The organism is Actinotalea subterranea, assembly GCF_008364845.1.
In the GTDB taxonomy this organism is placed as follows: Bacteria; Actinomycetota; Actinomycetes; order Actinomycetales; family Cellulomonadaceae; genus Actinotalea; species Actinotalea subterranea.
Genome location: NZ_VTTP01000008.1, coordinates 33,949 through 60,166 on the forward strand (window position 1 = coordinate 33,949; position 26,218 = coordinate 60,166).

The 26,218-nt window shown below is 75.0% G+C and carries 24 protein-coding genes; 18 read left to right on the top strand and 6 right to left on the bottom strand.

Annotated features, from left to right (window positions below; genetic code table 11):
• The first annotated feature begins 8 nt into the window (after window positions 1-8).
• The 13 genes from FZ988_RS13490 (at window position 9) to FZ988_RS18780 (ending at window position 13,425) form a co-directional block, all read left to right on the top strand.
• The gene (locus FZ988_RS13490) at window positions 9-920 is read left to right on the top strand and encodes a phosphoribosylaminoimidazolesuccinocarboxamide synthase (RefSeq protein ID WP_149204555.1); all 912 of its coding nucleotides are present in this window, start codon (window positions 9-11) and stop codon (window positions 918-920) included.
• Window positions 921-1,116: 196 nt separating this feature from the next.
• Window positions 1,117-2,142, top strand: a complete 1,026-nt coding sequence (locus FZ988_RS13495) for a siderophore-interacting protein (protein ID WP_149204556.1) — start codon at window positions 1,117-1,119, stop codon at window positions 2,140-2,142.
• 111 nt (window positions 2,143-2,253) lie between these two features.
• Window positions 2,254-3,312 carry an iron-siderophore ABC transporter substrate-binding protein gene (locus FZ988_RS13500; protein ID WP_149204557.1) on the top strand — a complete coding sequence of 353 codons (1,059 nt, stop codon included), beginning with the start codon at window positions 2,254-2,256 and terminating at the stop codon, window positions 3,310-3,312.
• An 8-nt stretch (window positions 3,313-3,320) separates the two neighbouring features.
• Window positions 3,321-4,313, top strand: coding sequence for a FecCD family ABC transporter permease (locus tag FZ988_RS13505; RefSeq protein WP_223145137.1), 993 nt, complete (start codon window positions 3,321-3,323; stop codon window positions 4,311-4,313).
• Entirely contained in the window at window positions 4,310-5,494 is a 1,185-nt protein-coding gene (locus FZ988_RS13510; protein WP_149204559.1) for a FecCD family ABC transporter permease, read from the top strand. Before FZ988_RS13505 ends, FZ988_RS13510 begins: the two co-directional genes overlap by 4 nt.
• Window positions 5,491-6,390, top strand: coding sequence for an ABC transporter ATP-binding protein (locus tag FZ988_RS13515; RefSeq protein WP_246169501.1), 900 nt, complete (start codon window positions 5,491-5,493; stop codon window positions 6,388-6,390). Before FZ988_RS13510 ends, FZ988_RS13515 begins: the two co-directional genes overlap by 4 nt.
• 92 nt (window positions 6,391-6,482) lie before the next feature.
• Complete coding sequence (locus tag FZ988_RS13520) at window positions 6,483-8,123, top strand: amidohydrolase (RefSeq protein ID WP_246169502.1); 1,641 nt, start codon at window positions 6,483-6,485, stop codon at window positions 8,121-8,123.
• A 46-nt stretch (window positions 8,124-8,169) separates the two neighbouring features.
• Window positions 8,170-9,210, top strand: a complete 1,041-nt coding sequence (locus tag FZ988_RS13525; protein ID WP_149204560.1) for a zinc-dependent alcohol dehydrogenase family protein — start codon at window positions 8,170-8,172, stop codon at window positions 9,208-9,210.
• Window positions 9,211-9,271: 61 nt separating this feature from the next.
• Window positions 9,272-10,324, top strand: a complete 1,053-nt coding sequence (locus FZ988_RS13530; RefSeq protein WP_149204561.1) for a zinc-dependent alcohol dehydrogenase family protein — start codon at window positions 9,272-9,274, stop codon at window positions 10,322-10,324.
• A gap of 342 nt (window positions 10,325-10,666) precedes the next feature.
• Entirely contained in the window at window positions 10,667-11,020 is a 354-nt protein-coding gene (locus FZ988_RS13535; RefSeq protein ID WP_149204562.1) for a hypothetical protein, read from the top strand.
• A gap of 332 nt (window positions 11,021-11,352) precedes the next feature.
• Window positions 11,353-11,610, top strand: coding sequence for a phosphoribosylformylglycinamidine synthase subunit PurS (purS, locus tag FZ988_RS13540; protein WP_149204563.1), 258 nt, complete (start codon window positions 11,353-11,355; stop codon window positions 11,608-11,610).
• Complete coding sequence (purQ, locus tag FZ988_RS13545) at window positions 11,607-12,350, top strand: phosphoribosylformylglycinamidine synthase subunit PurQ (RefSeq protein ID WP_149204564.1); 744 nt, start codon at window positions 11,607-11,609, stop codon at window positions 12,348-12,350. The genes purS and purQ overlap by 4 nt, the downstream gene beginning before the upstream one ends.
• 7 nt (window positions 12,351-12,357) lie before the next feature.
• Window positions 12,358-13,425, top strand: a complete 1,068-nt coding sequence (locus FZ988_RS18780) for a GNAT family N-acetyltransferase (protein ID WP_223145138.1) — start codon at window positions 12,358-12,360, stop codon at window positions 13,423-13,425.
• A gap of 22 nt (window positions 13,426-13,447) precedes the next feature.
• Here the strand turns inward: FZ988_RS18780 and FZ988_RS13555 are convergent, their stop codons facing one another.
• From FZ988_RS13555 to FZ988_RS13570, 4 genes are all read right to left on the bottom strand, one after another.
• Window positions 13,448-13,882, bottom strand: coding sequence for a VOC family protein (locus FZ988_RS13555; protein ID WP_149204565.1), 435 nt, complete (start codon window positions 13,880-13,882; stop codon window positions 13,448-13,450).
• Window positions 13,883-14,095: 213 nt separating this feature from the next.
• A complete protein-coding gene (locus FZ988_RS13560) occupies window positions 14,096-15,265 on the bottom strand; it encodes a MaoC/PaaZ C-terminal domain-containing protein (RefSeq protein ID WP_342781272.1) in 1,170 nt (389 codons plus the stop codon).
• Window positions 15,262-16,605: a 3-oxoacyl-ACP reductase gene (locus tag FZ988_RS13565; protein WP_149204566.1), complete on the bottom strand. Its 1,344-nt coding sequence runs from the start codon at window positions 16,603-16,605 to the stop codon at window positions 15,262-15,264. Before FZ988_RS13565 ends, FZ988_RS13560 begins: the two co-directional genes overlap by 4 nt.
• Window positions 16,602-17,960 (bottom strand): acetyl-CoA C-acetyltransferase, encoded by a 1,359-nt coding sequence (locus FZ988_RS13570; protein WP_149204567.1) that lies wholly within the window; start codon window positions 17,958-17,960, stop codon window positions 16,602-16,604. The genes FZ988_RS13565 and FZ988_RS13570 overlap by 4 nt, the downstream gene beginning before the upstream one ends.
• Before the next feature lie 146 nt (window positions 17,961-18,106).
• Here FZ988_RS13570 and FZ988_RS13575 point away from each other — a divergent pair, with 146 nt between their 5' ends.
• Both FZ988_RS13575 and FZ988_RS13580 read left to right on the top strand, forming a co-directional pair.
• The gene (locus tag FZ988_RS13575) at window positions 18,107-19,009 is read left to right on the top strand and encodes a TetR/AcrR family transcriptional regulator (protein ID WP_342781274.1); all 903 of its coding nucleotides are present in this window, start codon (window positions 18,107-18,109) and stop codon (window positions 19,007-19,009) included.
• Window positions 19,006-21,153: an acyl-CoA dehydrogenase family protein gene (locus FZ988_RS13580; protein ID WP_149204568.1), complete on the top strand. Its 2,148-nt coding sequence runs from the start codon at window positions 19,006-19,008 to the stop codon at window positions 21,151-21,153. Before FZ988_RS13575 ends, FZ988_RS13580 begins: the two co-directional genes overlap by 4 nt.
• Window positions 21,154-21,212: 59 nt before the next feature.
• On the opposite strand, the gene FZ988_RS13585 is transcribed toward FZ988_RS13580, so the two are convergent.
• Window positions 21,213-22,109, bottom strand: coding sequence for an alpha/beta fold hydrolase (locus FZ988_RS13585; RefSeq protein ID WP_149204569.1), 897 nt, complete (start codon window positions 22,107-22,109; stop codon window positions 21,213-21,215).
• Between the two features lie 110 nt (window positions 22,110-22,219).
• Between FZ988_RS13585 and FZ988_RS13590 the strand changes: the two genes are divergently transcribed.
• The 3 genes from FZ988_RS13590 to FZ988_RS13600 are packed head-to-tail and all read left to right on the top strand — an operon-like array spanning window position 22,220 to window position 25,139.
• Window positions 22,220-23,302: a trypsin-like serine peptidase gene (locus tag FZ988_RS13590; protein ID WP_149204570.1), complete on the top strand. Its 1,083-nt coding sequence runs from the start codon at window positions 22,220-22,222 to the stop codon at window positions 23,300-23,302.
• On the top strand, window positions 23,302-24,273 hold the full coding sequence (locus FZ988_RS13595; protein ID WP_149204571.1) for a hypothetical protein: 972 nt from the start codon (window positions 23,302-23,304) through the stop codon (window positions 24,271-24,273). The genes FZ988_RS13590 and FZ988_RS13595 overlap by 1 nt, the downstream gene beginning before the upstream one ends.
• A complete protein-coding gene (locus tag FZ988_RS13600) occupies window positions 24,270-25,139 on the top strand; it encodes a DUF4333 domain-containing protein (RefSeq protein WP_149204572.1) in 870 nt (289 codons plus the stop codon). Before FZ988_RS13595 ends, FZ988_RS13600 begins: the two co-directional genes overlap by 4 nt.
• A gap of 6 nt (window positions 25,140-25,145) precedes the next feature.
• Here FZ988_RS13600 and FZ988_RS13605 read toward each other — a convergent pair whose 3' ends face one another.
• Window positions 25,146-26,213, bottom strand: a complete 1,068-nt coding sequence (locus FZ988_RS13605) for an ATP-dependent DNA ligase (protein ID WP_149204573.1) — start codon at window positions 26,211-26,213, stop codon at window positions 25,146-25,148.
• Between the last annotated feature and the right edge of the window lie 5 nt (window positions 26,214-26,218).

Below are 26,218 nucleotides of genomic sequence, written 5' to 3' on the forward strand. Positions count from 1 at the left end.
CTGCCGCCATGACCCTCGAGCTCCCGGGCTGGACCCACACCTACTCAGGCAAGGTCCGCGACCTGTACGTGCCGGCGGCGCCGCACCCCGCGGGTGACGTGGTGCTCGTCGTGGCGAGCGACCGGATCAGCGCGTACGACCACGTGCTGGCCACGCCGATCCCCGGCAAGGGCACCGTCCTGACCCAGCTGAGCCTGTGGTGGTTCGACCAGTTCGCCGACCTCGTGCCCAACCACGTGGTGACCGCGGACGGCGGCCCGCACGGGGTGCCCGACGCCGTCGCAGGCCGGGCGATGGTGTGCCGCCGGCTCGAGATGTTCCCGGTCGAGTGCGTCGTGCGCGGCTACCTGACCGGGTCGGGTCTCGTCGAGTACCGCGCGGGCGGTGCGGTGTGCGGCGTCGAGCTGCCCGTGGGTCTCGAGGACGGGTCCCGGCTGCCGCACCCGATCTTCACGCCCGCGACGAAGGCCGAGCTCGGCGAGCACGACGAGAACGTGACGTTCGAGGCCGTCGTCGGGCAGCTCGGCGAGCCGGACGCCACGGCCCTGCGGGACCTCACGCTCGCGGTCTACGCGCGGGCCGAGGAGGTCGCGCGGGAGCGGGGGATCGTCCTGGCCGACACCAAGCTCGAGTTCGGCCGCGCTCCGGACGGACCCGACGCGGGTGCGATCGTGCTGGGGGACGAGGTCCTCACACCTGACTCGTCCCGCTTCTGGCCGGCCGACGCGTGGCAGCCCGGCCGGGCGCAGCCGAGCTTCGACAAGCAGTACGTCCGGGACTGGCTCACGGGGGAGTCCGGGTGGGACCGCGCGTCGGACACCACGCCGCCGCCGCTGCCCGACGACGTGGTGCGGCGCACGCAGGAGCGGTACCTGGACGCGTTCCGTCGCCTCACGGGCCGGGACCTCGACCTCGGCTGACCCCGGGGACTGACCCGGGGACCGCCCTGGGGACGGCGTTGCGCGGGGCGGGTGCGGGGGCCGGGGTGTGGCCCGGCTCACACCCTCCCGGCCCCGGGCAGGGCTACCTTGCTTAGGTAAGCCTATGCTTTACTGAAGCCGCCCGAGAGGCCGCTGACCCGGCGGCCACCGCCGCAGCAGCAGCCCGAGGAGCCGGATGACCGCCGTCGCGCAGCCCTCCGTGGCACCGCAGGCAGCGGTGCTGCCGTACCGCGGGTTCGCCGTGCACGTCGCCCGGACGCGGCGCCTGAGCCCCAGCTTCCTGCGGATGACCTTCAGCGGTCCCGACCTGGACGAGTTCGGCACCGACGGCCTCGACCAGCGCATCAAGCTCGTGCTCCCGATGCGCCGCGGCGAGGTGCTCGACCCCGCGGACTTCTCGAGCCCCGACTGGTACGCGGCCTGGCGGCAGCGCCCCGACCACGAGCGCAACCCGCTGCGCACCTACACCGTCCGCGCCGTCCGGCCCGCCCAGCGCGAGGTCGACGTCGACGTCGTGCTCCACGGCGTGAGCCCCGGCGCGGTCACGACGCGCGGCTGCGGCCTCGCCGAGGTCCTGGGCTGCGCGTGCGCCGACGACGCCGCAGGCCCCGCGGTGCGGTGGTGCGCCGCCGCCCGCACGGGCGACCCCATCGTCCTCATCGGTCCCGACGGGCGGTGGACCGGTGCGCCGTCGGGCATCGAGTTCCGGCCCCCGGCCGACGCCGCGACCTACCTCCTCGCGGGCGACGAGACCGCCGTGCCCGCGCTGTGCGCGATCCTCGAGAGCCTGCCCGCCGACGCCCGCGGCTACGCCTACCTCGAGGTCCCCACCGAGCACGACGTCCTCGACGTCCGCAGCCCCGCCGGGGTGGACGTGCGCTGGCTCCCGCGCTCCCGACGTGACGTCCCCTCGGCCGCGCCCCACGGGCGCCCCATGTCCGAGGCCGTGCGCACCACCGCCGGACGCCTGGCCCGAGCGAGCGCCGCGGGCATCGAGCCCGAGGACGTCGACGTCGAGCACGCGATCCTGTGGGACGTCCCCTCCAGCGCGAGCGCACCCGACGGCCTCTACGCCTGGATCGCGGGGGAGGCGGGCGTCATCCGTGACCTGCGCCGCCACCTCGTCCGTGACATCGGCATGGACCGTGGCGCCGTGGCCTTCATGGGCTACTGGCGCACCGGCCGTTCCGAGGCCGCCTGAGGCGCCTGGGATCTCGTCCGAGCGCCGAGCACCACCCTCGCACCCCGTGCGAGCCCGCCTGAGCACGCTGAACCCCGCACGCCCCCCGTGCGGTCACCGAACGGAGCACCCATGTCCGCACGCCCCCGTCGATCCACCGTGGGCCGTCGCGCCCGCGCCGCGGCAGCCGTCGCCGCCGTCGCGCTCCTCGCCGCGTGCGGGGCGGGCGGCGGGGAGGCCGAGGACGGCGCCGAGTCGTCGGCCCCCGCGGCCGAGGCCGACGCGTTCCCCGTGACCATCGAGCACGCGCTCGGCACGACCGAGATCACCGAGCAGCCCGAGCGCGTCGTCACCATCGGCTGGGGCTCGCAGGACACGGTCCTCGCGCTCGGCATCGTGCCCGTCGGCGTCCCCGCCGACACGTGGGCCGGTGACCCCGACACGGGCCTGCTGCCCTGGACGGCCGAGGAGGTCGAGGAGCTCGGCGGCGAGGCGCCGACCACGTTCATCGACATGCCCGAGGTCGACGTCGAGGAGATCGCGCTCCTCGCACCCGACCTCGTCCTCGCGACCTACTCCGGCATCACCGCCGAGGTCTACGAGCAGCTCTCCGCGATCGCGCCGACCGTCGCCTACCCCGACCAGCCGTGGCTCGTCAGCTGGCAGGACCAGACGGTCATCAACGGCACCGCGCTCGGTCGCAAGGCCGACGCCGAGAAGCTCGTCGAGGAGATGACGCAGACCATCGCGACGGCCGCCGAGGCGAACCCGACCCTCGAGGGCAAGACGTTCGCGTACGTCTACGCGAGCCCCGACGGGACCCTCGGCGCCTACGTCGCCGGTGACCCGCGCGTCGACCTCCTCACGGACCTCGGCATGGTGCTCGCGCCGTCGATCGACGAGCTCGAGGTCCCCGCGGGCACGTTCTACGTGGACCTCGGCACCGAGAACACCGACCTGCTCGCGGACGTCGACGTGCTCGTGACCTTCTTCAACGACGAGGCCGAGCAGGCCACCGTCGAGGGCCTCGGCACGTTCTCGTCGATCCCCGCGGTCCAGCGCGGCTCCTACGTCGCCCTCCTCGACCGGCAGCTCGGCATGGCCATGAGCACCACGACCGCGCTCAGCCTGCCCTGGGGTCTCGAGGAGTTCGTGCCGCAGCTCGTGACGGCCGCCGAGGCAGCCGAGTGACGCGGACGGTGGCGGCGAGGACCACGGTCCTCGCCGCTGCCGTCGCGCTCCTGGTCGTCGCCGTCGTGCTGAGCATCGCGGTCGGCGCCCGCTCCATCCCGCTCGACCAGGTGTGGAGCCTCCTCTGGTCTCCCGACGGGTCGAGCGACGCCGCCGTGGTCCGCGAGCTCCGCGTGCCGCGCACCCTGCTCGGCCTCGCCGCGGGCGCCGCCCTCGGCCTGTCCGGCGCACTCATGCAGTCCCTGACGCGCAACCCGCTCGCCGAGCCCGGCCTGCTCGGCGTCAACGCGGGCGCGGCGGCCGCCGTCGTCGCCGGCATCGCGTTCCTCGGGCTCGGCCAGGTCAGCGAGTACGTGTGGCTCGCGTTCGTCGGCGCCGGTGGTGCGGCGGTGCTCGTGTACCTCGTCGGCGGACGCGGCGGCGCGGGCCAGACGCCGATCCGGCTCGCGCTCGCGGGCGCGGCGGTCACGGCCGCGCTCATGGCGCTCGTGTGGGCCATGACGTTCCTCGACGCCCAGGCGCTCGACCTCTACCGGTTCTGGGCGATCGGCAGCCTCTCCGGCCGCGACCTCGACGTGCTGCGGCAGGTGCTGCCGTTCCTGGTCGTGGGCCTCGTGACGGGGCTGCTCCTCGCGGGACCGCTCAACGCGATGGCGCTCGGCGAGGACACCGGGCGCGCCCTCGGGCTGCGCCCCGGCGTCGTGCGCGCCGGGACCGCGGTCGCCGTGACGCTGCTGTGCGGCGCGGCCACGGCGGCCGTCGGGCCGCTCGCGTTCGTCGGCCTCGCCGTGCCCCACGCGGTGCGTGCGCTGACCGGGCCCGACGACCGGTGGGTGCTGCCGCTGTCCGCCGTCGCCGCGCCCGTGCTGCTGCTCCTCGCGGACGTCCTCGGGCGGGTCGTCGCCGCGCCCGCGGAGCTGCAGGTAGGTGTCGTGACCGCGTTCCTCGGTGCCCCGGTGCTCATCGCGCTCGCGGGTCGACGCCGGGTCGTGGCGGTATGACCGCCGCTGCGCCGCCCGTCCCGGGCCCGACCGGCAGGCCGACGACGTCCGTCCGGGTGCTGCGCGGACCCCTCGGCCTCTCCTGGCGCTGGCGCCCGCGGGCCGTCGCCGTCGGGGCCGGGCTCGTCGTCGTGCTCCTCGCGCTACTCGTCCTCTCCGTCATGGTCGGGGACTTCCCCGTGGCGTTCGGTGACGTGGTCGCCGCGCTCCTGGGCCGGGCCGAGGGGCCGGCGGCGTTCATCGTCGGGGAGCTCCGCCTGCCGCGCGCGCTCGCCGGGATCGGTGCAGGCGCCGCCTTCGCGGTCAGCGGCGCGATCTTCCAGACCCTCGTGCGCAACCCGCTCGGCAGCCCCGAGCTCATCGGCTTCACCCAGGGCGCCTCCGCCGGTGCGGTCGCCGGCATCGTCCTCGGTGGTGCCACGGGAGCGGCGCTCGCCGGCTCCGCGCTCGCGGGCGGCATCGCCACGGCCGTGGTCGTGTACCTCGCGGCGTTCCGCAGGGGGCTGCTCGGCACGCGGCTGGTCCTCGTCGGCATCGGGGTCGGGGCCATGCTCAACGCGGTGACGTGGTGGCTGCTCACCCGTGCCGAGCTCACGACCGCGCAGTCCGCGGCCGCCTGGCTCGTCGGCAGCCTCAACGCGCGCACCTGGACCAACGTGCTCGTGCTCGCCGTGGCCCTCGCGGTCCTCGTCCCCGGGGGCGTCGTCGTCGCCCGGTGGCTGCGGATGGTCGAGCTCGGCGACGAGGCGGCGCGTGCGCTCGGCCTCCCGCTCCGCCGAGTCCAGCTCGCGGCCGTCGCGCTCGCGATCGCGCTGTGCTCGGCCGCCGTCGCGACCGCCGGGCCGGTGCCGTTCATCGCGCTCGCCGCGCCGCAGCTCGCCCGACGGCTCGTGCGCGGGCCAGGGATCGGGCTGGTCACCTCGGCGCTCGTCGGGGCGGTGCTGCTGCTGGCGAGCGACATCGTCGCCCAGCGCGCGCTCGCACCCGTCGGCCTGCCCGTCGGGGTCACGACGGGCATCCTCGGTGGGGCCTACCTCGCGTGGCTGCTCGGCACCGAAGGGCGGGGGCGCGCACGGGGTTCGCGGGGCGCAGGTCGGTCGGGCGGCGCGGGGGTCTCGGGAAGTGCGGGACGTCCGGGGCCCGCAGGTCGCGCGGGACGCACGGAAGGACAGATCGCGTGAGAGGGGACGGCATGACGCAGGGCGCCAGGCCGCCGGCAGGGGCCGGCGACGGCCGGAGGGTCGCGGACGCTGTGGACGGCGCGGACGACACGCGTGCGGCGAACAGCCTCGTCGCGGAGGCCGTGACGCTCGCGTACGACCGTCGCGTCGTCGTCGAGGACCTGAGCCTCGAGATCCCCCCGGGGTCGTTCACCGTCGTCGTCGGGCCCAACGCGTGCGGCAAGTCGACGCTCCTGCGTGGCCTGGCCCGGCTCCTCGCACCGCGTTCCGGGGCGGTGCTCCTCGACGGCCGCGCGGTGCACACGCTGCCCACCAAGGAGGTCGCGCGGCGCATCGGCCTGCTGCCGCAGAGCGCGATCGCCCCGGAGGGCATCACCGTGTCCGACCTCGTCGCGCGCGGCCGGTACCCCCACCAGGGCCTGCTGCGCCAGTGGTCGGTCGCCGACGAGGACGCCGTCCGCGAGGCCATGGACCTGACGGACGTGACCGACCTCGCCGAGCGAGCCGTCGACGAGCTGTCCGGCGGACAGCGGCAGCGGGTGTGGCTCGCGATGGTCCTCGCGCAGCAGACGCCGATCCTCCTGCTCGACGAGCCGACGACGTTCCTCGACATCGCGCACCAGTACGAGGTCATGGACCTGTGCGCCGACCTGCACGAGCAGGGGCGCACCCTCGTGGCCGTGCTGCACGACCTCAACCAGGCCGCGCGCTACGCGACCCACCTCGTGGTGATGAAGGACGGCGTGGTCGTGGCGCAGGGCCACCCGGGTGACGTCCTGACGGCCGAGCTCGTCGAGCACGTCTTCGGTCTGCCGTGCCGCGTGGTCCCGGACCCCGCGAGCGGCACGCCGCTCGTCGTCCCCGAGGTCCGCAGAGGCGCGGCCGGCCGCGCCTGAGGTGCTTCGATGAGCAGGCCACGCACCGTTGGCCCGCCCAGCGACCCGTTCGCGACCTGATCGCGCGGCGCGCACCCTGCCTGGAGGCACTCGTGCTCCACCCGTCCGACGACGCCGCGCCCACCGGGACCCTCCTGCGGCACGCCCGCGTCGTGCCGCTCGACGGGCCCGGGGTCGGTGCGGGCGGTGCCGACAGGTCCGACCACGGTGCCGTAGGTGCGGTCGGTGGGCGCTCGGCGTCGTCGCCCGCGGCGGGCGCCGACCGTCCTGTCGACGTCCGGATCCGCGACGGCCTCGTCGTCGAGGTGGGCACCGACCTCGCCCCGGCGGACGGATCGGGGGGAGCGGGCGGCCGGGACGTCGTCGTCGACCTCGAGGGCCGGTGGCTGCTGCCCGGCCTGTGGGACGCGCACGTCCACATGACGCAGTGGGCCCTGAGCAGGCGCCGCCTCGACGTCTCCGGCGCGTCGTCAGCGGGGGAGGTCGCCGCGCTCGTGCGCGAGCGCCTGCGGGAGGACCCGCCGCCGCCCGGGCTGCCGCTCGTCGGCGTCGGCTTCCGCGACGCGCTGTGGACCGACGTGCCCACGTCGGTGCTGCTCGACGACGCCGCGCACGACGCCGGGGTGCCCTCGGCCGTCGTCGTGCTGGTCAGCGGCGACCTGCACTGCGGGTGGCTCGGCGGACCGGCCGCGCGCACGTACGGCGTCGACGGCCTCGTCGGTGCGGACGGCACCGGGCTGCTGCGTGAGGCGCCGTGGTTCGCACTCATGGACCGGCTCGGTGAGGCTCCCGACGACGTGACCGACGCGTGGGTGGCCGACGCGGCACGCGCCGCCGCCGCCCGGGGCGTCGTCGGGGTCGTCGACTACGAGGCGGCCTCCGACGTCGAGGTGTGGCGCAGGCGCGTCACCGGCGGGTTCGACCTGCTGCGCGTCGAGGCCGCGGTGTGGCCCGACAGGCTCGACGCCGCCCTGCGTCGGGGCCTGCGCACCGGTGAGCCCGCGCCCGGGACCGGTGGCCTCGTGACCATGGGCGCCCTCAAGGTCATCAGCGACGGTTCGCTCAACACCCGCACCGCGTACTGCCACGACCCATACCCGGGCCTGCGCGGACCCGACGCGCACGGCGTGATGTCGGTCCCGCCCGAGGAGCTCGAGCCGTTGATGGCCCGCGCGGCGGCGGGCGGCCTGCGGTGCGCGATCCACGCGATCGGCGACCGGGCGAACACCCTGGTGCTCGACGCCTTCACGCAGACGGGCGCGCGGGGCAGCGTCGAGCACGCCCAGCTCCTCACCTGGGCCGACGTCGCCCGGTTCCGTGACCTCGGCGTCGTCGCGAGCGTGCAGCCCGAGCACGCGATGGACGACCGGGACGTCGCCGACCGGCACTGGTCGGGCCGCACCGGCCGCGCGTTCGCGTTCCGTGCCCTGCACGACGCCGGCGTGCGGCTCGTTCTCGGCTCCGACGCGCCGGTCGCCCCGCTCGACCCGTGGTTCGCCGTCGCGTCGGCGGTCGGTCGTAGCCGGGACGGACGGGAGCCGTGGCACCCCGAGCAGGCGCTGCCGCTTGCCGTCGCGCTCGCGGCGTCCGTGCGCTCGCGCGTCGCGGTCGGTGAGGTCGCGGACCTCGCGGTGCTCGACGCCGACCCCGTCGCTGTCGACGTCGTGGCGCTGCGGACGCTGCCCGTGGCCGCGACGCTCCTCGGTGGGCGCTGGACGCACCGCACGTTCTGAGCCCGAGGCGGGTGCGTGCCGCGGCGGGCAGGGCAGAATGCCGAGCATGCGCGCGACGATCATCCACGGTGGCTTCGACGTCCGGGTCGAGGACGTGCCCGACCCCGTGCTCCTCGAACCGACGGACGCGATCGTCCGCGTCCTGCTGTCCTGCATCTGCGGCAGCGACCTGTGGCCGTACCGGAGCACGACGCCGCGCCGCAACGGCCCCGGGCGCATCGGCCACGAGTTCCTCGGCGTCGTCGAGGAGACCGGCCGGGACGTGGCGTCCGTGCGGCCCGGCGACGTCGTCGTCGCGCCCTTCATGTGGAGCGACGGGACGTGCCCGCACTGCCGGGCCGGCATCCACACGTCGTGCCTGCACGGCGGCGGCTGGGGCTCCGACCGGGTCGACGGCGGCCAGGGTGAGGCCGTGCGCGTCCCGCAGGCCGACGGGACGCTCGTCGCCGCACCCGTCGAGCCCGACGACGAGCGGCTGCCCGCGCTCCTCACGCTGTCCGACGTCATGGGCACCGGGCACCACGCGGCGCTCGCGGCCGGCGTCGGCCCGGGCTCGCACGTCGCAGTCGTGGGCGACGGGGCCGTCGGGCTGTGCGGGGTGCTCGCCGCGCGTCGGCTCGGGGCCGAGCGCATCACGCTGCTCGGCCGGCACCCGGACCGCATCGCGGTGGGCCGGGCGTTCGGTGCGACGGACGTGGTGACTGAGCGCGGCGACGACGCCGTGGCGCGCGTCCTCGAGATGACCGACGGGCTCGGCGTCCCGCACGTCCTCGAGTGCGTCGGCATGCAGTCCTCCTGGGACACCGCCGTCGCGATCGCCCGACCCGGCGGGACCGTCGGGTACGTCGGTGTGCCGAACGGCCTCGAGTCGGGCCTGCCGATCCGCGCGATGTTCGGCAACAACGTTTCGGTCCACGGCGGCGTCGCCCCCGTCCGCGCGTACCTGCCCGAGCTCATGGCCGACGTGCTCTCGGGCGCCATCGACCCGTCGCCCGTCTTCGACCTCGAGCTCCCGCTCGACCGCGCGCCCGAGGGCTACGCGGCGATGGACGAGCGCCGGGCGATCAAGGTGCTGCTGCGGCCCTGACGGGTGGTGGGGTCTCGTGTCGCCGGTCTTCCGGCGGCCGCTGATCCGGGACGATGGGTGCATGCGCGCCGTCGTGGTCGAGGAGTTCGGACGTCAGCCCGAGGTGCGGGAGGTGCCCGCTCCGGCGTGCCCGCCGCACGGTGTGGTGATCCGGGTCGAGGCGACGGGCGTGTGCCGCAGCGACTGGCACGGCTGGCAGGGGCACGACGACGGCATCACGCTGCCGCACGTCCCGGGGCACGAGCTTGCCGGGACCGTCGTCGAGGTCGGTCCGGGCGTGCGGTCCTGGCGCGCGGGCGACGTCGTGACCGTGCCGTTCGTGTGCGCGTGCGGCACGTGCGTCGCGTGCCAGGCCGGTGAGCAGCAGGTCTGCGAGCGGCAGACCCAGCCGGGGTTCACGCACTGGGGCTCGTTCGCCGAGCTCGTCGCGATCAGCAACGCCGACCTCAACCTGGTCCGGGTTCCGGCCGGGATGTCGGCCGTGACGGCGGCGTCCCTCGGCTGCCGGTTCGCGACCGCCTACCGCGCGCTCACCGTCCACGGGCGCCTGCGCCGCGGAGACTGGCTGGCCGTGCACGGGTGCGGCGGCGTCGGGCTGTCGGCCGTCATGATCGCGGTGGCGTCGGCTGCGCGGGTCGTCGCGCTCGACCCGTCCGCCGACGCGCGGACCGCCGCCACCGCGCTCGGTGCGCACGTCGTCCTCGACCCCGGGACGGCCGACCCCGAGGCACTCGCCGAGCTCGTCGTCGAGGCGTCCGAGGGCGGTGTGCACGTCTCGCTCGACGCGCTCGGCAGCCCGGCGACGGCCCTCGCGTCGGTCCTGGGGCTGCGCCGTCGAGGCCGTCACGTGCAGGTCGGCCTCCTGCTCGCCGACGACGCGCGCACGGCCCTGCCCATGGACCGCGTCGTCGGCTGGGAGCTCGAGGTCTACGGGAGCCACGGCATGGCCGCGCACGAGTACCCGGCGATGCTTGAGCGCGTGGCCCGCGGCGAGCTGCGGCCCGAGCAGCTCGTGGGTCGCGTCGTCGCCCTCGACGAGGCACCGGCCGCGCTCGTCGCGATGGGCGGCCCGCCGTCGACCGCGGGCATGACCGTCGTCGACCCCACCCGCTGACGCCCGCGGCGCCGAGGTCGGACGCTCCGGCTGAGGTCGGACCTCCCGAGGCCCGACGTCGGCACGCCGGGCCGACCTCAGCGCACACGCGGGCTGCGGGAGCCGTCGGTCGCCGCACCCGCTGACGCCCGCGGCGCCGAGGTCGGGCGTCCCGGCTGAGGTCGGCCCTCCCGAGGCCCGACGTCGGCACGCCGGGCCGACCTCGGTGGGCGGAGAGGGCCCGCGGACGCCGTCGTCGGGCTGGGGTGTCTCGCGGGGGCGCGGAGGGGGCAGACTCGGGGGACCTAGGCCCCTGTCGGCGGCTCGGTCGCGGGTCTTGCCTGGGTGCTGGAGGTGGTCCCCATGCCCGCACCGTCACGTGCCACGTGGTTCCGTCCGCTGGTCGGCGTCGCGGTCGTCGCGGGTCTCCTCCTGCTGAGCGCGTGCGCACCGGGGTTGAACGACGTCGCGACCACGGCGTCCCCCGGCAGCAGCGACCCGGCCGGGTTCTGGTTCGGCCTCTGGCACGGGCTGATCAGCCCGATCACCTTCATCATCTCGTTGTTCACCGAGACCGTCGGGATCTACGAGGTGCACAACAACGGCGGCTGGTACGACTTCGGTTTCATGATCGGCGTCTCGATGGCCTTCGGGGGAGCCGCACGCTCCGGTCACGCAGGTCAGAAGCGCGCGACGAGCCGGCGACGCTCCCGCTGAGGCTGCCCGCACGGAGCGAACCGCGCCCGCCTGGCGCCCACGTGCCGATCGAGCGCGCACGCACGGAGCGGGCCCCGGCCACCGCACGTGCGTGGGGCCGCTCCGCCCGGCACCCACGTGCCGACCGCGCACGCACGCACGGCGCGGGCCCTGGCCGCCGTACGTGCGGCGGGGGCCGCTCCGCCGGGCACCCACACGCTGACCGGGCGCGACGTCGTCGGGCAGGGTCCACAGGTGGACACGGCGTCGGACCCGCGCCGGGCGCTGGGTACGCTGGCCTCCGGGCACTCGCCCCCGCAGCCGCCGCAACTCCGATCACCCTGGAGCACTCCGTGGGACGTGTCGTCGTCGATGTGATGCCGAAGCCCGAGATCCTCGACCCGCAGGGCAAGGCCGTCGCGGCCGCCCTGCCGCGGCTCGGGTTCACGGGCTTCACCGGGGTGCGTCAGGGCAAGCGGTTCGAGCTCGAGGTCGACGGTGACGTCACCGAGGAGGTGCTCGAGGCCGCTCGGCGCGCCGCGGAGACGCTGCTGTCGAACCCCGTGATCGAGGACGTGATCCGCGTCGCCGACGCGCAGGACCGGGCGTGACCGCCGTGACCGCGGACCGCGCCCAGCCGGCGACGGGCGCGGCGGGCGCGCGCATCGGCGTCGTCACGTTCCCGGGCACGCTCGACGACCGCGACGCCGCACGCGCGGTCCGCCTCGCCGGAGCCACGCCCGTGCCGCTGTGGCACGCGGACGCGGACCTGCAGGGTGTGGACGCCGTCGTCCTGCCCGGCGGGTTCTCCTACGGCGACTACCTGCGCGCCGGTGCCATCAGCCGGTTCGCGCCGGTCATGGACGTGCTCGTCGACGCCGCGCGCGGCGGCCTGCCGGTGCTGGGGATCTGCAACGGCTTCCAGGTGCTGTGCGAGGCCCACCTGCTGCCCGGTGCCATGATCAAGAACGATCACCGGACGTTCATCTGCCGCGAGCAGGTCCTCACCGTCGAGAACATCGACACCGTGTGGACGCGCGACTACCAGGCGGGTGAGCAGATCACGATCCCGCTGAAGAACCAGGACGGCCAGTACGTCGCCGACCCGCACGTGCTCGACGAGCTCGAGGCCGAGGGGCGCGTCGTGTTCCGCTACGCGGGCTGGAACCCGAACGGGTCGCGGCGCGACATCGCAGGCATCACGAACGCGGCGGGCAACGTGGTGGGCCTCATGCCTCACCCGGAGCACGCCGTGGAGTCGGGCTTCGGGCCCGACGGCGCCCGTGGCCCGCGCACGGGGACGGACGGGCTGCGGTTCTTCACGTCGGTGATCAGCACCCTCGTCGGCTGACACGTCGGTGGACCAGAGCCTCGAGGGCGGTCCCGGCATCGTCGCCGGAGTCGTTCCCCCTCCCGCAGCCGCAGCGGCGGGTGATGCAGCTGCGCCCCGGGTCGAGCTGCGCCAGGTCGGTTGGGACGACGCCGACGCCGAGGTGCTGCGGGTCGAGCAGCAGGCTGAGCTCGCCGAGATGTACGACGGCGAGGGCGACATCGAGCCCGAGCTGCCGCGGGACGAGATGGTCGCGACGGTGCTCGTCACGGTCGACGGCGAGGTCGCCGGGTGCGGCTCGCTGCGGGACGCCGCGCGGTACGGCGAGGGGTACGGCGAGCTCAAGCGCATGTTCGTGCGACCGGCGTTCCGTCGGCGTGGGCTCTCGCGCTTGGTCGTCACCGAGCTCGAGGCGATCGCCCGCGCCGCGGGGTACGTGCGGCTCATCCTCGAGACCGGGGTGCGGCAGCAGCAGGCCATCGGCCTGTACCGGTCCTGCGGGTACCGGCGCATCCCCAGCTACGGCCCGTACGAGTTCGAGGAGCACTCGGTCTGCTACGGGCGCTGGCTGCGCGGCGTCGGCATGCGTGTCCTCGTGGTCAGCGGGACAGTCGGCGCGGGCAAGACGACGATCGCGGCCGAGGTCGCTGCGGCCCTCGAGTCGCGCGACGTGCCGCACGCGTGGATCGACGTCGACACGGTGTGCCAGGTGTGGCCGCGCACGTCCGAGGACCCGTTCGCGCAGCAGCTCGTCTTCGAGAACCTGGGCGCGATCGCACCGAACCTGGCGCGGCACGGGTACCGCCACGTGGTGCTTGCGCGGGTCGTCGAGGACGTGGCCGACCGGGAGCGCTACGAGGTCGCGTTCGACGGCGCCGAGGTCTCGGTCGTACGGCTGACCGCGACGGAGGCGACGCGGCTGGCCCGGCTGGAGCGCCGGGAGCAGGTCGACCGCTGGCGAGCCTGGCACCAGGCCCGGACCGTCGAGCTCGACCGCGTCCTGTCGGCAGCCGGCATCGAGGACGCGGTGGTCGAGAACGAGGGCCGCGCGCCGCAGGAGGTCGCCGCCCAGGTGCTCGCCGAGATCGGCTGGTAGGCCCCCGCGCCCGAGGGCGCCGTCAGATCGTCACGGCCCCGTCGGCGGCGACGCTCCACGACGGGTTGAAGGCGACCTCCCACAGGGTCCCTGCGGGGTCGGCGAAGTAGCCGTGGTACCCGCCCCACTCGGCCCGACGGGCCTCCTTGACGAGGCGGCCACCGGCGCGGACGGCATCGGCGAGGGCGGTGTCCACCTCGGCCTCCGACCCGACGTTGTGCGCGAGGGTGACGCCCGCGGGGGCGGCTGCGGGCACTGCGGTGCCGTCCGGGTCGACGTCGCGCGCGAGCGCCGCCGCGCCGAACAGGGACAGCGCGAGCCCGTGCCCGACCTGGAGGAACACCACCTCTCCGGGCACCTCGAACAGGGGCTGCCACCCGAGGCCGTCGACGTAGAAGGCGCGGGCCCGGGCGACGTCGGGCACGCCGAGCGTGATGAGCGAGAGTCGAGGTTCCATGCCCCGCACGCTAACCACCCCCACCGACACGCCCGCCCCAGCCGTGGAGCGCACGACCGGGCGCCCACTACCCGTCCCGGCCGCGGAGCTGACCACCCGGCGCTGAGGTCGGACTCTCGCGCTGAGGTCGACCCTCCGGATGCCCGACCTCGGCACGAGCTACCGACCTCGGCGACGTCGGGGACGCCAGCGACCTCAGCGACCTCAGCGACGTCAGCGAGGCGGCGTGACCGAGCCCGTGAGGTGTCGGCGGCCGCGGCCGTCCCAGGCGTCGTAGCGCCAGACGTCGCCCTCACGGGCCACGCGGACGTTGACGTTCGACGGCAGCAGCACGGGCTTGGCGAACGTGACGTCCCACGTGAACGCCTCGCCGCGAGCCGCGGGGCCGATGTCGGCGAGCGCGCGGGACGCCGTGTACATCCCGTGCGCGATGGCGCGGGGGAACCCGAACGCCTTGGCCGTCAGCGCGGACATGTGGATCGGGTTCCGGTCACCGGACACGGCCGCGTAGGCCCGCCCGACGCCGCCACCGAGCGCCCAGCGTCCCGTCGGCAGCGGCGGCTCCCACTCCGCTCGCAGGTCCGGGGCGCCGGCGTTCTGAGGCGCCCTGCCGTTGTGCGCGCTGCTGCCCGTTGCCGCGGCGTCCACCCCGACGTCGTGCCCGCCACCGCGCACCCCGGCGAGTCGGACGCCCTTCGCGAGGTACGTCGAGATGCCGCGCCACACGTGCTCCCCGCCGACGCTGACGTCGGCGACGACCTCCACGGTGACGCCGGCCCGGTGGGCGCGCAGGTCACGGGCGTGCGCGTCGATGTCCAGTCGTTCACCGAGGCGCACCGCCCGCCGCTGCTCGACGCGGTTCGCGACGTGCACGAGCCCGAGGAGGCCGAGCGGGAAGTCCGGGCGGACCATGACCGCGGTCGCCACCGGGAAGGCCACGACGTGCACGAACCCGGCCGGCAGCGCATCCGCGCCGGGCTCGCCCAGCAGGTGCTGGTAGGCCGTGAGGTGGTCGGCGTGGGGTCGGACGTCTCGCACGACGACGTGCGTGTCCGGCAGGTCGCCCGCGCGCACGGTCGTGCGGCGGGTCGCGGCCGCGCGTGCCGAGCCGGCGAGCCCGCGCGCGTAGAGGCCGCCGAGGGCCGGGACGGTCGCGAGCTCGACCGCGGGCTCGTCCGGCGCGGGGGCGTCGGGCATACCAGCGGCATGGGCCAGGCCGGGGACGTCGGGTACGGGGACGGCGGGCACGCCGTCGTCAGGCACGGACGCGCCGTCGTCGGGCACGCCTTCGCCGGGCATCCCGGGCACGGCCCCGCCGCGTGCGCCGTCGTCGGGCACGGGCGCACCGCCGCTCCGACCCACCCCCGCGTTGTCGGAGCTCATGCCCCGACCATGTTCTGCCCGCACACGCGCACGACCTGCCCGTTGATGCCGCCCGCCTGGGGCGACGCGAGGAACGCGATGGTCTCGGCGACGTCGATCGGCTGCCCGCCCTGCTGGAGCGAGTTGAGCCGGCGGGCGACCTCGCGCGTCGCGAACGGGATGCGCGCGGTCATGTCGGTCTCGATGAAGCCGGGTGCGACGGCGTTGATGGTGCCCCCGGCGGACGCGAGTGCCGTCGCGGACGCGCGCACCATGCCGATGACCCCGGCCTTGGAAGCGCCGTAGTTGGTCTGCCCACGGTTCCCGGCGATGCCGCTGGTCGACGCGAGGCCGATGACGCGCGGGGCGGGGCCGAGCGTGCCGGACGCGAGGAGCGCCTCGGTGATCCGCAGCGGTGCCGTCACGTTGACGGCGAGGACCGGGTCCCACCTCTCGGGCCGCATGTTCACGAGGAGCTTGTCGCGCAGGATCCCGGCGTTGTGGACGACGACGTCGAGCCGGCCGTACCGGGCGCTCACGTGCTCGAGCAGGCGCTGCGCGGCGTCGTCGGCCGTGACGTCGAGCTGCAGGGCCGTGCCGCGCACCTCGTTGGCGACCTTCGCGAGCGCGTCGCCGGCGCCGGGGACGTCGACGACCACGACCGTCGCGCCGTCGCGCGACAGCGTCCGCGCGATGGCCGCGCCGATGCCGCGTGCGGCGCCCGTGACGACCGCGACGGTCCCGTCGAGCGGGCGGTCCCAGTCCGCGGGGACCGCGCCCCCGGTGGAGCCGACGTGCACGAGCTGCCCGTCGACGAACGCGGACCGGCCGGAGAGCAGGAACCGCAGGGCCCCGACCGCCGAGGGCGCGTCGACCCCGACCCCGTCGTCGAGCACGATCCCGTTGCCGGTGGCCCCCGCGCGCAGCTCCTTGGCGAGCGAGCGCAGCATGCCGTCCACGCCCTGGCGGGCCGCGGCGACGGCGGGTGCGGCGTCGGACGGCGCCCGGGAGACGGTCACGACCCGACCGCCGGGAGCGAGCGAGCGCAGCACGCCGCCCAGCTCGAGCATGGGCGCTCCGAGCTCGGCGGGCGCGCCCACCTCGGTGAGCACCACGACGACGGCGCCGTACCGGTCGTCGCCACCGTGGCGGCGCACGTCGAGGTCCCAGTCGAGCAGGGTCGCGGCGAGCGCGTCGGCGTCCTTGCCGGACGCGGCGTCGGCGAGGACGAGCACGGGCCCCGGCACGAGCGGGGCGCCGGGGCTGTGGCGGCGCAGCACGGCGGGGCGCGGCAGGCCCAGCTGCTTGGCGAGCTTCTTCGTGAACCCCGAGTTGACGAGGTTCAGGTACGTGTCGGTCACGCTGCCTCCAAGATCGCGACGACGCCCTGCCCACCGGCAGCGCAGACGGAGATGAGGCCGCGGCCCGAGCCCTTGGCCGCGAGGGCCTTGGCGAGGGACGCGACGATGCGGCCGCCCGTGGCGGCGAACGGGTGGCCCGCGGCGAGCGACGAGCCGTGGACGTTGAGCTTGGCGCGGTCGATGGACCCGAGGGCGCGGTCGAGGCCGAGGCGCTCGCGGCAGTACTCCTCGCTCTCCCACGCGGCGAGGTTGCACAGGACGGTCCCCGCGAACGCCTCGTGGATCTCGTAGAAGTCGAAGTCCTGGAGGGTCAGGCCGTTGCGGGCGAGCAGGCGGGGCATCGCGTGCACGCCGGCCATGAGGAGCCCGTCGCGCCCGTGCACGAAGTCCACGGCGCCGGCCTCGGCGTCGACGACGGTCGCGAGGGGGCGCAGCCCGCGCTGCTCGGCCCAGTCGTCGCTCGCCAGGAGGACGGTGGACGCGCCGTCGGTCAGCGGCGTCGAGTTGCCCGCGGTCATGGTCGCGGGGGCGCCGAGGCGCTTGCCGAAGACGGGCTTGAGCGACGCGAGCTTCTCCATGGACGTGTCCGCTCGCAGGTTCGCATCGCGCGTGAGCCCGCGGTACGGCGTCATGAGGTCGTCGAAGAACCCGGCCTCGTAGGCGGCCGCGAGGTTGTGGTGGCTCGCGAGGGCGAGCTCGTCCTGGGCCTCGCGCGTGATGGCGAACGCCGCGGTGGTCAGGGCCTGGTGCTCGCCCATGGATAGCCCCGTGCGCGGCTCGGCGGTGTCGGGGGCCGACGGCGTGAAGTGGCCGGGCCGGATGCGCGTGATGTGCTTGAGCTTCTGCCCGGTGGTGCGCGCCCGGTTGATGTCGAGGATGACGGCGCGCAGCGGGTCGCTGACGACGATGGGGGCGTCGGACGCGGAGTCGACGCCACCGGCGACGGCCGAGTCGATCTGGCCGAGGCGGATCTTGTTGGACAGGCCGACGACGGTCTCGAGGCCTGTCGCGCAGGCCTGCTGGAGGTCGTAGGCGGGCGTCTCCGGGGAGAGCGCCGAGCCGAGGACCGCCTCACGCGTGAGGTTGAAGTCGCGCGAGTGCTTGAGGACGGCACCCGCGGCGACCTCGCCGATGCGCTCGTCGGCGAGGCCGAAGCGTGCGACGAGCCCGTCGAGGGCTGCGGTGAGCATGTCGAGGTTGGTGGCGCGCGTGTAGGCGCCGCCGGCCCGGGCGAAGGGGATCCGGTTGCCGCCGACGACGACGGCCCGCCGCGTGGCGGGGGTGCCCGCGGGGCCGGGGGAGTCGGGTGCTCCGCCCGTGGGTGTCGAGCCGGTCGTGCTGCGGGGTGCCGCCATGGCCTGGTCCTCTCGCGTCGTCATTGAGCGTGTGATCCGGGGTGGTGCGCTGCGAGCAGGTGCACGACTCGGGACCACGGTCCCGGGTGAGGCGGCTCGCAGAGTGATAGTGCCTGACACGCACAGTACCTGATACCGTCGGTTTCGTGAGCCGCATCACACCGGCAGGGTCGCCGGCGTCCCGCACCGCGGGCGAGCAGGAGTCCGTCAGCCCGGGCACGCCCCCGGCCGACGGGCAGGTGCTGCCCCCGCCGCCCGCCCCGTCGTCGCTGCCCACCACGTCGCCCCTGCCGGCCGACGGGCGCTCGACCCGGTGGGAGGACCACCGCGCCGCGCGTCGGGCCGAGCTGGTCCACGCCGCGCGCCGGGCGGTCCACCGCCAGGGCCCCGACGTCTCCATGGACGAGATCGCGACCGCCGGCGGCACGTCGAAGTCGATCGTCTACCGGTACTTCGTCGACAAGACCGGCCTCCAGCTGGCCGTCGGCGAGGCCGTGATCTCGCAGATGCACGCGGCCCTCGACGCCGCAGCCCAGGCCGCGACGACGCCGCGCGAGGGCCTGCGCTCGATGATCGACGTGTACCTCGAGATGGTGGAGGCCTCGCCCAACGTCTACTGGTTCGTCACCCGGCCGGTCGCCGACGACGCCTCCGGGCCCCTCGGCCCGTTCCTCGAGCAGGTCGCGGCGCTCATCGCGCGGCCCTTCGCCCGGGTCCTCACGGCGGGCACCCCGGCGCCCGACCTCGCCGACGTGTGGGCGGCGGGCGCCGTCGGGTTCATCCGCGGCGCGGGGGAGTGGTGGCTCAAGCACCGCTCCGACCCGGCCGCGCCCCCGCGCGAGGAGCTCACCGAGCGCGTCACCGCCTGGCTGTGGGCCGGGCCCGTGAGCGTGCTCGCCCGCGCACGTACAGACGTCGGGCAGGTCGACGAGGGTGTCGACCTGCCGCCCGGCACCACCACGCCGCCCGTCCTCGACGCCTCACGGGGCGCCGGCACGGGCACCGACCAGCGCACGTCCCATCACCTCACCGACGAGGAGCACCGATGACCACCCTGAGCGACAAGCGCCCGAGCCACGGCCGCACGGACCACCCGGCGACGTCCCGCGCGGAGCGCACCGACCACGGCCCGACGCCGCGCGTCGACGTCCCCCTGCTCGAGCAGGTCGTGCTCGGACGGTGGGCCGATGTGCGCCGCGAGGCCCGCGAGTTCCTCAAGGACCCGCGCATGCACCGCATCGAGGGCCTGTCGATGGCCGAGCACCGGGCGCGCGTGCTCGAGCAGGTCAAGATCCTCGCGACCGAGGGCGACGTGCTGCGTGCCTTCCCCACGGCGCTCGGCGGCGCGGACGACCACGGCGGAAGCCTCGCGCGGTTCGAGGAGGTCGTCACTGCCGACCCGTCGCTGCAGATCAAGGCGGGCGTCCAGTGGGGGCTCTTCGCCTCGGCGATACTGCACCTGGGCACCCAGGAGCACCACGAGCGCCTCCTGCCCGCCGCCATGTCCGTCGACGTCCCGGGTGCGTTCGCGATGACGGAGACCGGCCACGGGTCCGACGTCGCGAGCATCGGCACGACCGCGACGTACGACGCGGCGACCCAGGAGTTCGTGATCCACACGCCCTTCCGGGCCGCCTGGAAGGACTACCTCGGCAACGCGGCGCTGCACGGGACCGCGGCCGTCGTCTTCGCCCAGCTGATCACCGCCGGCCCCGGCGAGGAGCCCGTGAACCACGGGGTCCACGCCTTCTACGTCCCGCTGCGCGACCCCGCGACCGGCGAGCTCCTGCCCGGCGTCAGCGGAGAGGACGACGGGCTCAAGGGCGGCCTCAACGGCATCGACAACGGTCGCCTGTGCTTCGACCAGGTGCGCGTGCCCCGCCACGACCTGCTCAACCGCTACGGCGACGTCGCGCCCGACGGCACCTACACCTCGCCGATCACGAGCCCCGGCCGCCGGTTCTTCACGATGCTCAGCACCCTCGTCCAGGGCCGCGTGTCGCTCGACGGCGCCGCGGTGAACACGAGCAAGCTCGCGCTGATCATCGCCATCACGTACGCGAACGAGCGCCGGCAGTTCTCGGCCGCGTCGGAGACCGACGAGGTCGTGCTCCTCGACTACGCGGAGCACCAGCGACGCCTCCTGCCGCGGCTCGCGCAGACGTACGCGGGCGCGTTCGCGCACGAGAGGCTCCTCGAGGCGTTCGTCGGCGTGTTCTCGGGCGCGGACGACACGGACGAGAGCCGCCAGGACCTCGAGACGATCGCGGCGGCCCTCAAGCCCGCGTCGACGTGGCACGCGCTCGACACCCTCCAGGCGGCGCGCGAGGCGTGCGGCGGCGCGGGCTTCCTCACGGAGAACCGCCTCGTGTCGCTGCGCGCGGACCTCGACGTGTACGCGACGTTCGAGGGCGACAACACGGTCCTCATGCAGCTCGTCGCCAAGCGGCTGCTCGCGGACTACTCCAAGGAGTTCAAGGACATCGACGCGAGCGGCGTCGCGCGCTACGTCGCGGGCCGGGCTGCGGACGCCGCCCTGCACCGCACCCCGCTCCTGCGCGTCGTGCAGACGCTGGCCGACGGCGGCAACCGCCGCAGGTCCGCGGGCCAGCTCCGGGAGACGGAGACGCAGCGCGAGCTCCTCACGGACCGCGTCGAGACGATGGTCGCGGAGGTCGCCACGGCGCTGCGTCCGGCGATGAAGGGCTCGCGCGAGGAGGCGGCCCGCCTCTTCAACGAGCACCAGCACGCGCTGATCGAGTGCGCGCGGGCGCACGCGGACCTGCTCCAGTGGGAGGCGTTCACCGCGGGCCTCGAGAAGGTCGGCGACCCCGGGACGCGCCGGGTCCTGACGTGGCTGCGCGACGTCTTCGGCCTCAGCATCATCGAGCGGAACCTCGCGTGGTACCTGATCAACGGGCGCCTGTCGGCGGGCCGCGCGCGCACGGTGACCTCCTACATCGACCGCCTGCTCGTCCGCCTGCGCCCGCACGCGCAGGACCTCGTCGACGCGTTCGCCTACGGCCCGGAGCACGTGCGCGCCGCGATCGCGACGGGTGCCGAGCGTGAGCGCCAGGACGAGGCGCGGGCGCACTACCGCAAGCAGCGCGCGACCGGCGAGGAGCCCCGCAAGGAGAAGTCGAGCGTCAAGCCGGCCGTCAAGGCGGTCAGGCAGGCGCCGAGCCCCGCCTGAACGACCCGAGGCGCCGGGGCGTCGCGTGGAACGTGCGGCAGCGGGCGACCCGACCGGGCTCAGTCCGGTCGGGTCGCTCGCGCGGCGTGCTCGAGCACCGCGGTCGCGACCTCGGACGCCCGGTGCTCGGGAAGCCAGTGGTCGGCGTCGAGCTCGCGGTGCTCGAAGGGTCCGGTGACGAACGCCGCGGTCCCGGCGACGGCGTCGGGCGCGAAGAAGGGGTCGCGGCGGCCCGTGAGATAGGTCGTCGGCACGCGTGTGCGGCCGGCGCCACCACCCCGGGTCACGGGCAGCGCGCGGTACCAGGCGAGCGCCGCGGTCAGGGCACCCGGCTCGCGCATGCGCTGCACGTAGCGGTCGGCGGAGGCCTCGGACAGCCCCGAGCGCATGAGCGACGAGCGCAGCCGCGCACCGTCACGTGCGAGCAGGCGCGCCTCGGGGAGCCAGGGCAGCTGGAACCCGAGCATGTAGCGCGAGCGGCGCGCCTGGTCCCGGTGCCTCAGCGCGGCGGCCATCGCCGCGGGGTGCGGCGTCGAGAGCGCCGTGAGCGACAGGGTTCGCTCGGGCCGGCGGCCCGCGAACGTCCACGCGACGGACCCACCCCAGTCGTGCCCGACGACGTGCGCCCGCTCGACCTGGGCGGCGTCGAGCAGGGCGACCACGTCCTCGACGAGCTCCGGCACCGTGTAGGCCCGGCGCCCGCGCGGCCGGGCCCCGGGCGAGTAGCCGCGCTGGTCGGGGACGAGCACGCGCATGCCGCCGGCCACGAGGAGCGGGATCACGGCGTCGTACGCGGAGCCGTTCTGGGGGAAGCCGTGCAGCAGGACCGCCGTCGGCGGATCGGCGCGCGCTGCGTCCGGCGCCGCCGGTCCGGGTGCGGCAGGGGTTCCGGGCGCCTGCGGTGGGCGGTGGTCGCGGACGTCGAACGTGAGGCCCGCGCGCGAGAACGTCTCCATCCGCCCATCCTGGTCCCGGCGGCCTCGCCAGGTCACGCACCGGGTGGGCGGGGTCGTCTGCCCGCATCGCTGACCAGGGCCGCTGCCCGATGTGTGGCATCCTTCTCGCCGTGATCCCCCTCCCGCGAGCCGTCCGTCGCGCGCGCCCGCGGGCCGCGACCGTCCGCGCGTGCGTCGTCCTCGGCGTCGCGGCAGCCCTCGCCGGGTGCGCGTCCACCGTCCAGGGCACGGCAGTCGTCGGGGAGGCGCCCAACGCGCTCGTGCCCATCGACGGCGACAGCGTGTCCCTGCGGGTCGAGTACGAGCGGACCGTCGACGAGGTCAACGACTACTGGACGGCCGACCGTCAGGGCGACGCCGCGCCGTTCGACCCGATCGTGCCCGGCGGTGACCGCACCGCCGGCGCGGGCGACTCCGCGACGGGCGTGATCGTGGACCCCACGACCGGGCCGGTGAACCCGGTGGGCCCGCAGGTGGCCGCGTCCAGCGCGGGCGACCAGTTCGTGGCGACCGGGCTGGCCGCGGGGACGCAGGGACGTCTCTACATGGGCTTCAGCACGGGTGACTCGGTGTGCTCGGCGAGCGTCGTGAACTCGGCCGCCGGCAACGTCGTCGCGACGGCCGCGCACTGCGTGTGGGACATGGACGCCGACGTCGTCGCGGACTACCTCGCCTTCGTGCCCGCGGACGCGGACTCCGGGGCGAGCGCGCCGTACGGCATCTGGGCGGTCGAGTCCGTCGTCCTGCCGGAGCAGTTCGCGCAGGACGCCAACCTCGACCCGGTCGACCGCTACATCGTCGGCGAGGGCTGGGCGTACGACTTCGCGTTCCTCGTCATGGCGCCGAGCTCGTCCGGTCAGGAGATCGAGTCCGTCACGGGCGGGCAGGGCATCGCGTTCGGCATCCCCGCCCAGGAGCTCGTCGTGACCGGCTACCCCACGATGGAGCCGTTCGACGGCACGTCGCAGCGCTACTGCGCGTCCGACGACTGGGACCCCTACGACTACGCCTACTACATCTCGTGCGACATGACGCCGGGCTCCTCGGGCGGGGGCTGGTTCACCAACTACGACGCCGCCAGCGGGTCCGGCTACCTCGTCGCGACCACGTCGTTCGGCTCCCCGGGGACCCTCGGTGCCGCGCCGCTCGGTGCCACGGCGCTGAGCCTGTTCACGGAGGTGGGTGGCCTGTGATGCGCTCGACGTCACGGGAGCGTCGCTCGTCGCGCTCCGCGCGGGTCCGCGTGGTCTCAGCCGCGGGCCTCCTGCTCCTCCTCACCGCGTGCGCCGGGACCACGCAGGGTCAGGCGTTCCCCGACTGGGAGGACCTGGAGGAGCGCGACGCAGCGCGCTTCGAGGCCCAGCTCGAGGCCCTGGGCACCGCGATCAACGAGTCGAGCCCGTTCACGACCACGGCCGAGATGAGCGTCACGGGGGTCTCCTACGTGCACGCCGCGTACGGCGAGCGCGACTCCGGGTCGCAGGCCGTCGTGCACGTGCTCGGCAACCCCGCGTCGATCTTCATCCAGCAGACCGACGCCGACGCCGGCTACACGATCGACACCCTCCACGTGGGCGGGCAGACCTGGGACTACCTGCTGCTCGGCGACGGGTACGCCTCCCTCGCCCCGACGCCGTGGGTCCAGATGCCGACCATCTACGGCCACCCCGACGAGGACCCGCTCACCGCGTCCCTGCGCACGGTCTGCTTCATCGAGGGCTTCCAGCAGATGTGCGAGATCCACGACACCGTGGTGACGACGGCCGAGTCGCCGCGCGGGCAGGACATGCGGGCCTCGGTCACGGTGGAGCCCGACGGCGTCGTCCGGTCGGAGACCGAGGTCACCCTCGCGGCCGTGATCGAGAACAACGGCCTGCTGCACATCCCGCCGGAGATCTCCTCCGAGCTGACGCAGGCGATGCTCGACTCCTTCATCCCGGTCACGCTGTGGCAGGACGCCGACGGGATGATCATCAAGGTCGAGATGAACGGGAGCGTGCCCGGTACCGACGGCGCCGACGACTTCGTGGTGCAGGCGGGCTTCGAGATCACCGGGACCGCGTCACCCGAGGACTTCCCCACCCCACCGATCGCCTGGGACACCACGGTGATCACCGACGAGCAAGCGATCGACGACTTCTACACGAAGATGGGGAACCTGTGACCCACCCGCCGCAGCCCGGACCGACCCCGGCGCCCCAGCCCACGCCCGACGCCGCGCCCGACCCCGCCGCGCAGGCGCCCGGTCCCGCCGCGCAGGCGCCGGTTCCGCAGTACGCGCCCCCGCCCGCGCCGCAGCAGCGACCGGCCGGTCAGCAGCACCCCCAGCAGCCGCCTCACCAGGGCTCCCAGCCGTTCGCGCCGCCGCGCGCGCAGCCCTTCGCGGCCCCCGGCGCCCAGCCGTACGCCGCGCCACCCGCACAGCCGGGCGCCCAGCCGTACGGAGCCCCGCCGGCCCGCCCGGCGCACCCGCAGCAGGGCCAGCCCGGTCAGCAGCCGCACCCCGGCCAGCAGCCGCACCCCGGCGAGCAGCCGTACCGCGGCCAGCAGCCGGGCCACCCCGGTCAGCAGCCGGGCCACCCCGGCCACACGGCGCCGTCCGGCCCCGCAGCGCAGTCGCGCCCCGCAACGCCCGCCGAGCAGCCCCGGGCGGACGGTGCGACCGGTGAGGCCCCGGCCGCGCCCGTCGACGGCACGCCGAAGCGGTCCCGTGGGTCGGCACTGCTCCCGTTCGTCATCACCGGCGCGGTGACCGCGCTCGTCTCGGTGGCCCTGACCCTCCTGGTCACGGGTGTCATCGGCGGTCCGCCGGCGTTCGACGAGGAGGCGCTCGAGCGAGACGTGACGAGCGTCGTGCAGAACGACTTCGACGTGGCGGACTTCCGGCGGGTGGACTGCCCCTCGGGTCTCACCGCCGAGCCGGGCCTCGAGTTCGAGTGCACGTTCACGTCGGGCGGCGTCGAGCTGTCGGTGCCCGTCGAGGTGCTCAACGACGCGGGTCAGTACCGCGTGGGCGGCCCCACCGAGTGACGGGCCTCAGCCCGACAGCACGTCGGCGAGGCTGAACCGCACCGGGACCTCGAGCTGTGCGTACGTGCAGCTCGAGGGGTCGCGGTCCGGCCGCCAGCGGACGAGCTGCGCGGTGTGCCGCAGCCGCGCGCCCTCCATGTGGTCGTAGCGGACCTCGACGACGCGCTCGGGCCGCAGGGGTGTGAAGGACAGGTCCTTGCCGGAGTTCCACCGGCTGCCGGCGGCCTCCGTGGGCGTCCGGGTCCCCGCGGCCTGGGCCGCGGCGGTCCACGGGTGGTCCTCGCCGGGGCCGACGACGAGCGGCTGCAGCTCCGCGAACAGCTCCTTGCGCCGGGCCATGGTGAAGGAGCTCGCGACGCCGATGGACGCGAGCGTGCCGGCGTCGTCGTACAGGCCGAGCAGCAGCGACCCGACGGCGTCGTCGGCGGCCTTGTGCACGCGGTATCCGCCGACGACGCAGTCGGCCGTGCGCTCGTGCTTGATCTTGGACATCACGCGCTTGTCCGGCTCGTACGCGAGGTCGCCGCGCTTGGCGACGACGCCGTCGAGCCCCGCGCCCTCGAAGAGCTCGAACCACTCGCGTGCCAGCTCGGCGTCGTCCGTCGTCCGGGTCAGGTAGACGCCGGGACCCGTGCCGGGCACCGCCTGCTCGAGCCGGGCGCGGCGTTCGGCGAAGGGGCGCGACGTCAGGTCCTCGTCGCCGAGCGCGAGGAGGTCGAACACGACGAGCACGGCGGGCGTCTCGCGCGCGAGCAGCTGGACGCGGGAGTCCGCGGGGTGGATGCGCTGGAGCAGCGCCTCGAAGTCCAGGCCCGCGCCGTCGGCGGAGGCGACCACGATCTCGCCGTCGACGACGCACCGCTCGGGGAGCTCGCGCAGCGCCGCGGTGACGACCTCGGGGAAGTACCGCGTGATGGGCTTGGTGTTCCGGCTGCCGATCTCCACCTCGTCGCCGTCGCGGAAGACGATGGCCCGGAAACCGTCCCACTTGGGCTCGTAGTGCTGGCCCGGCGGGATCTCGGGCACGGACTTGGCGAGCATCGGCGCGACGGGCGGCATCACCGGGAGATCCATCGCCC

Excerpts from the sequence above, each read along its gene's own strand:
- FZ988_RS13580 (WP_149204568.1), top strand. The coding sequence starts at position 19,006 with ATGACCACCCTGAGCGACAAGCGCCCGAGCCACGGCCGCACGGACCAC.
- FZ988_RS13585 (WP_149204569.1), bottom strand. The coding sequence starts at position 22,109 with ATGGAGACGTTCTCGCGCGCGGGCCTCACGTTCGACGTCCGCGACCAC.
- FZ988_RS13535 (WP_149204562.1), top strand. The coding sequence starts at position 10,667 with ATGCCCGCACCGTCACGTGCCACGTGGTTCCGTCCGCTGGTCGGCGTC.
- FZ988_RS13605 (WP_149204573.1), bottom strand. The coding sequence starts at position 26,213 with ATGGATCTCCCGGTGATGCCGCCCGTCGCGCCGATGCTCGCCAAGTCC.
- FZ988_RS13510 (WP_149204559.1), top strand. The coding sequence starts at position 4,310 with ATGACCGCCGCTGCGCCGCCCGTCCCGGGCCCGACCGGCAGGCCGACG.
- FZ988_RS13595 (WP_149204571.1), top strand. The coding sequence starts at position 23,302 with ATGCGCTCGACGTCACGGGAGCGTCGCTCGTCGCGCTCCGCGCGGGTC.
- FZ988_RS13490 (WP_149204555.1), top strand. The coding sequence starts at position 9 with ATGACCCTCGAGCTCCCGGGCTGGACCCACACCTACTCAGGCAAGGTC.
- FZ988_RS13530 (WP_149204561.1), top strand. The coding sequence starts at position 9,272 with ATGCGCGCCGTCGTGGTCGAGGAGTTCGGACGTCAGCCCGAGGTGCGG.
- FZ988_RS13500 (WP_149204557.1), top strand. The coding sequence starts at position 2,254 with ATGTCCGCACGCCCCCGTCGATCCACCGTGGGCCGTCGCGCCCGCGCC.
- FZ988_RS13570 (WP_149204567.1), bottom strand. The coding sequence starts at position 17,960 with ATGGCGGCACCCCGCAGCACGACCGGCTCGACACCCACGGGCGGAGCA.
- FZ988_RS13560 (WP_342781272.1), bottom strand. The coding sequence starts at position 15,265 with ATGAGCTCCGACAACGCGGGGGTGGGTCGGAGCGGCGGTGCGCCCGTG.
- FZ988_RS13495 (WP_149204556.1), top strand. The coding sequence starts at position 1,117 with ATGACCGCCGTCGCGCAGCCCTCCGTGGCACCGCAGGCAGCGGTGCTG.
- FZ988_RS13555 (WP_149204565.1), bottom strand. The coding sequence starts at position 13,882 with ATGGAACCTCGACTCTCGCTCATCACGCTCGGCGTGCCCGACGTCGCC.
- FZ988_RS13525 (WP_149204560.1), top strand. The coding sequence starts at position 8,170 with ATGCGCGCGACGATCATCCACGGTGGCTTCGACGTCCGGGTCGAGGAC.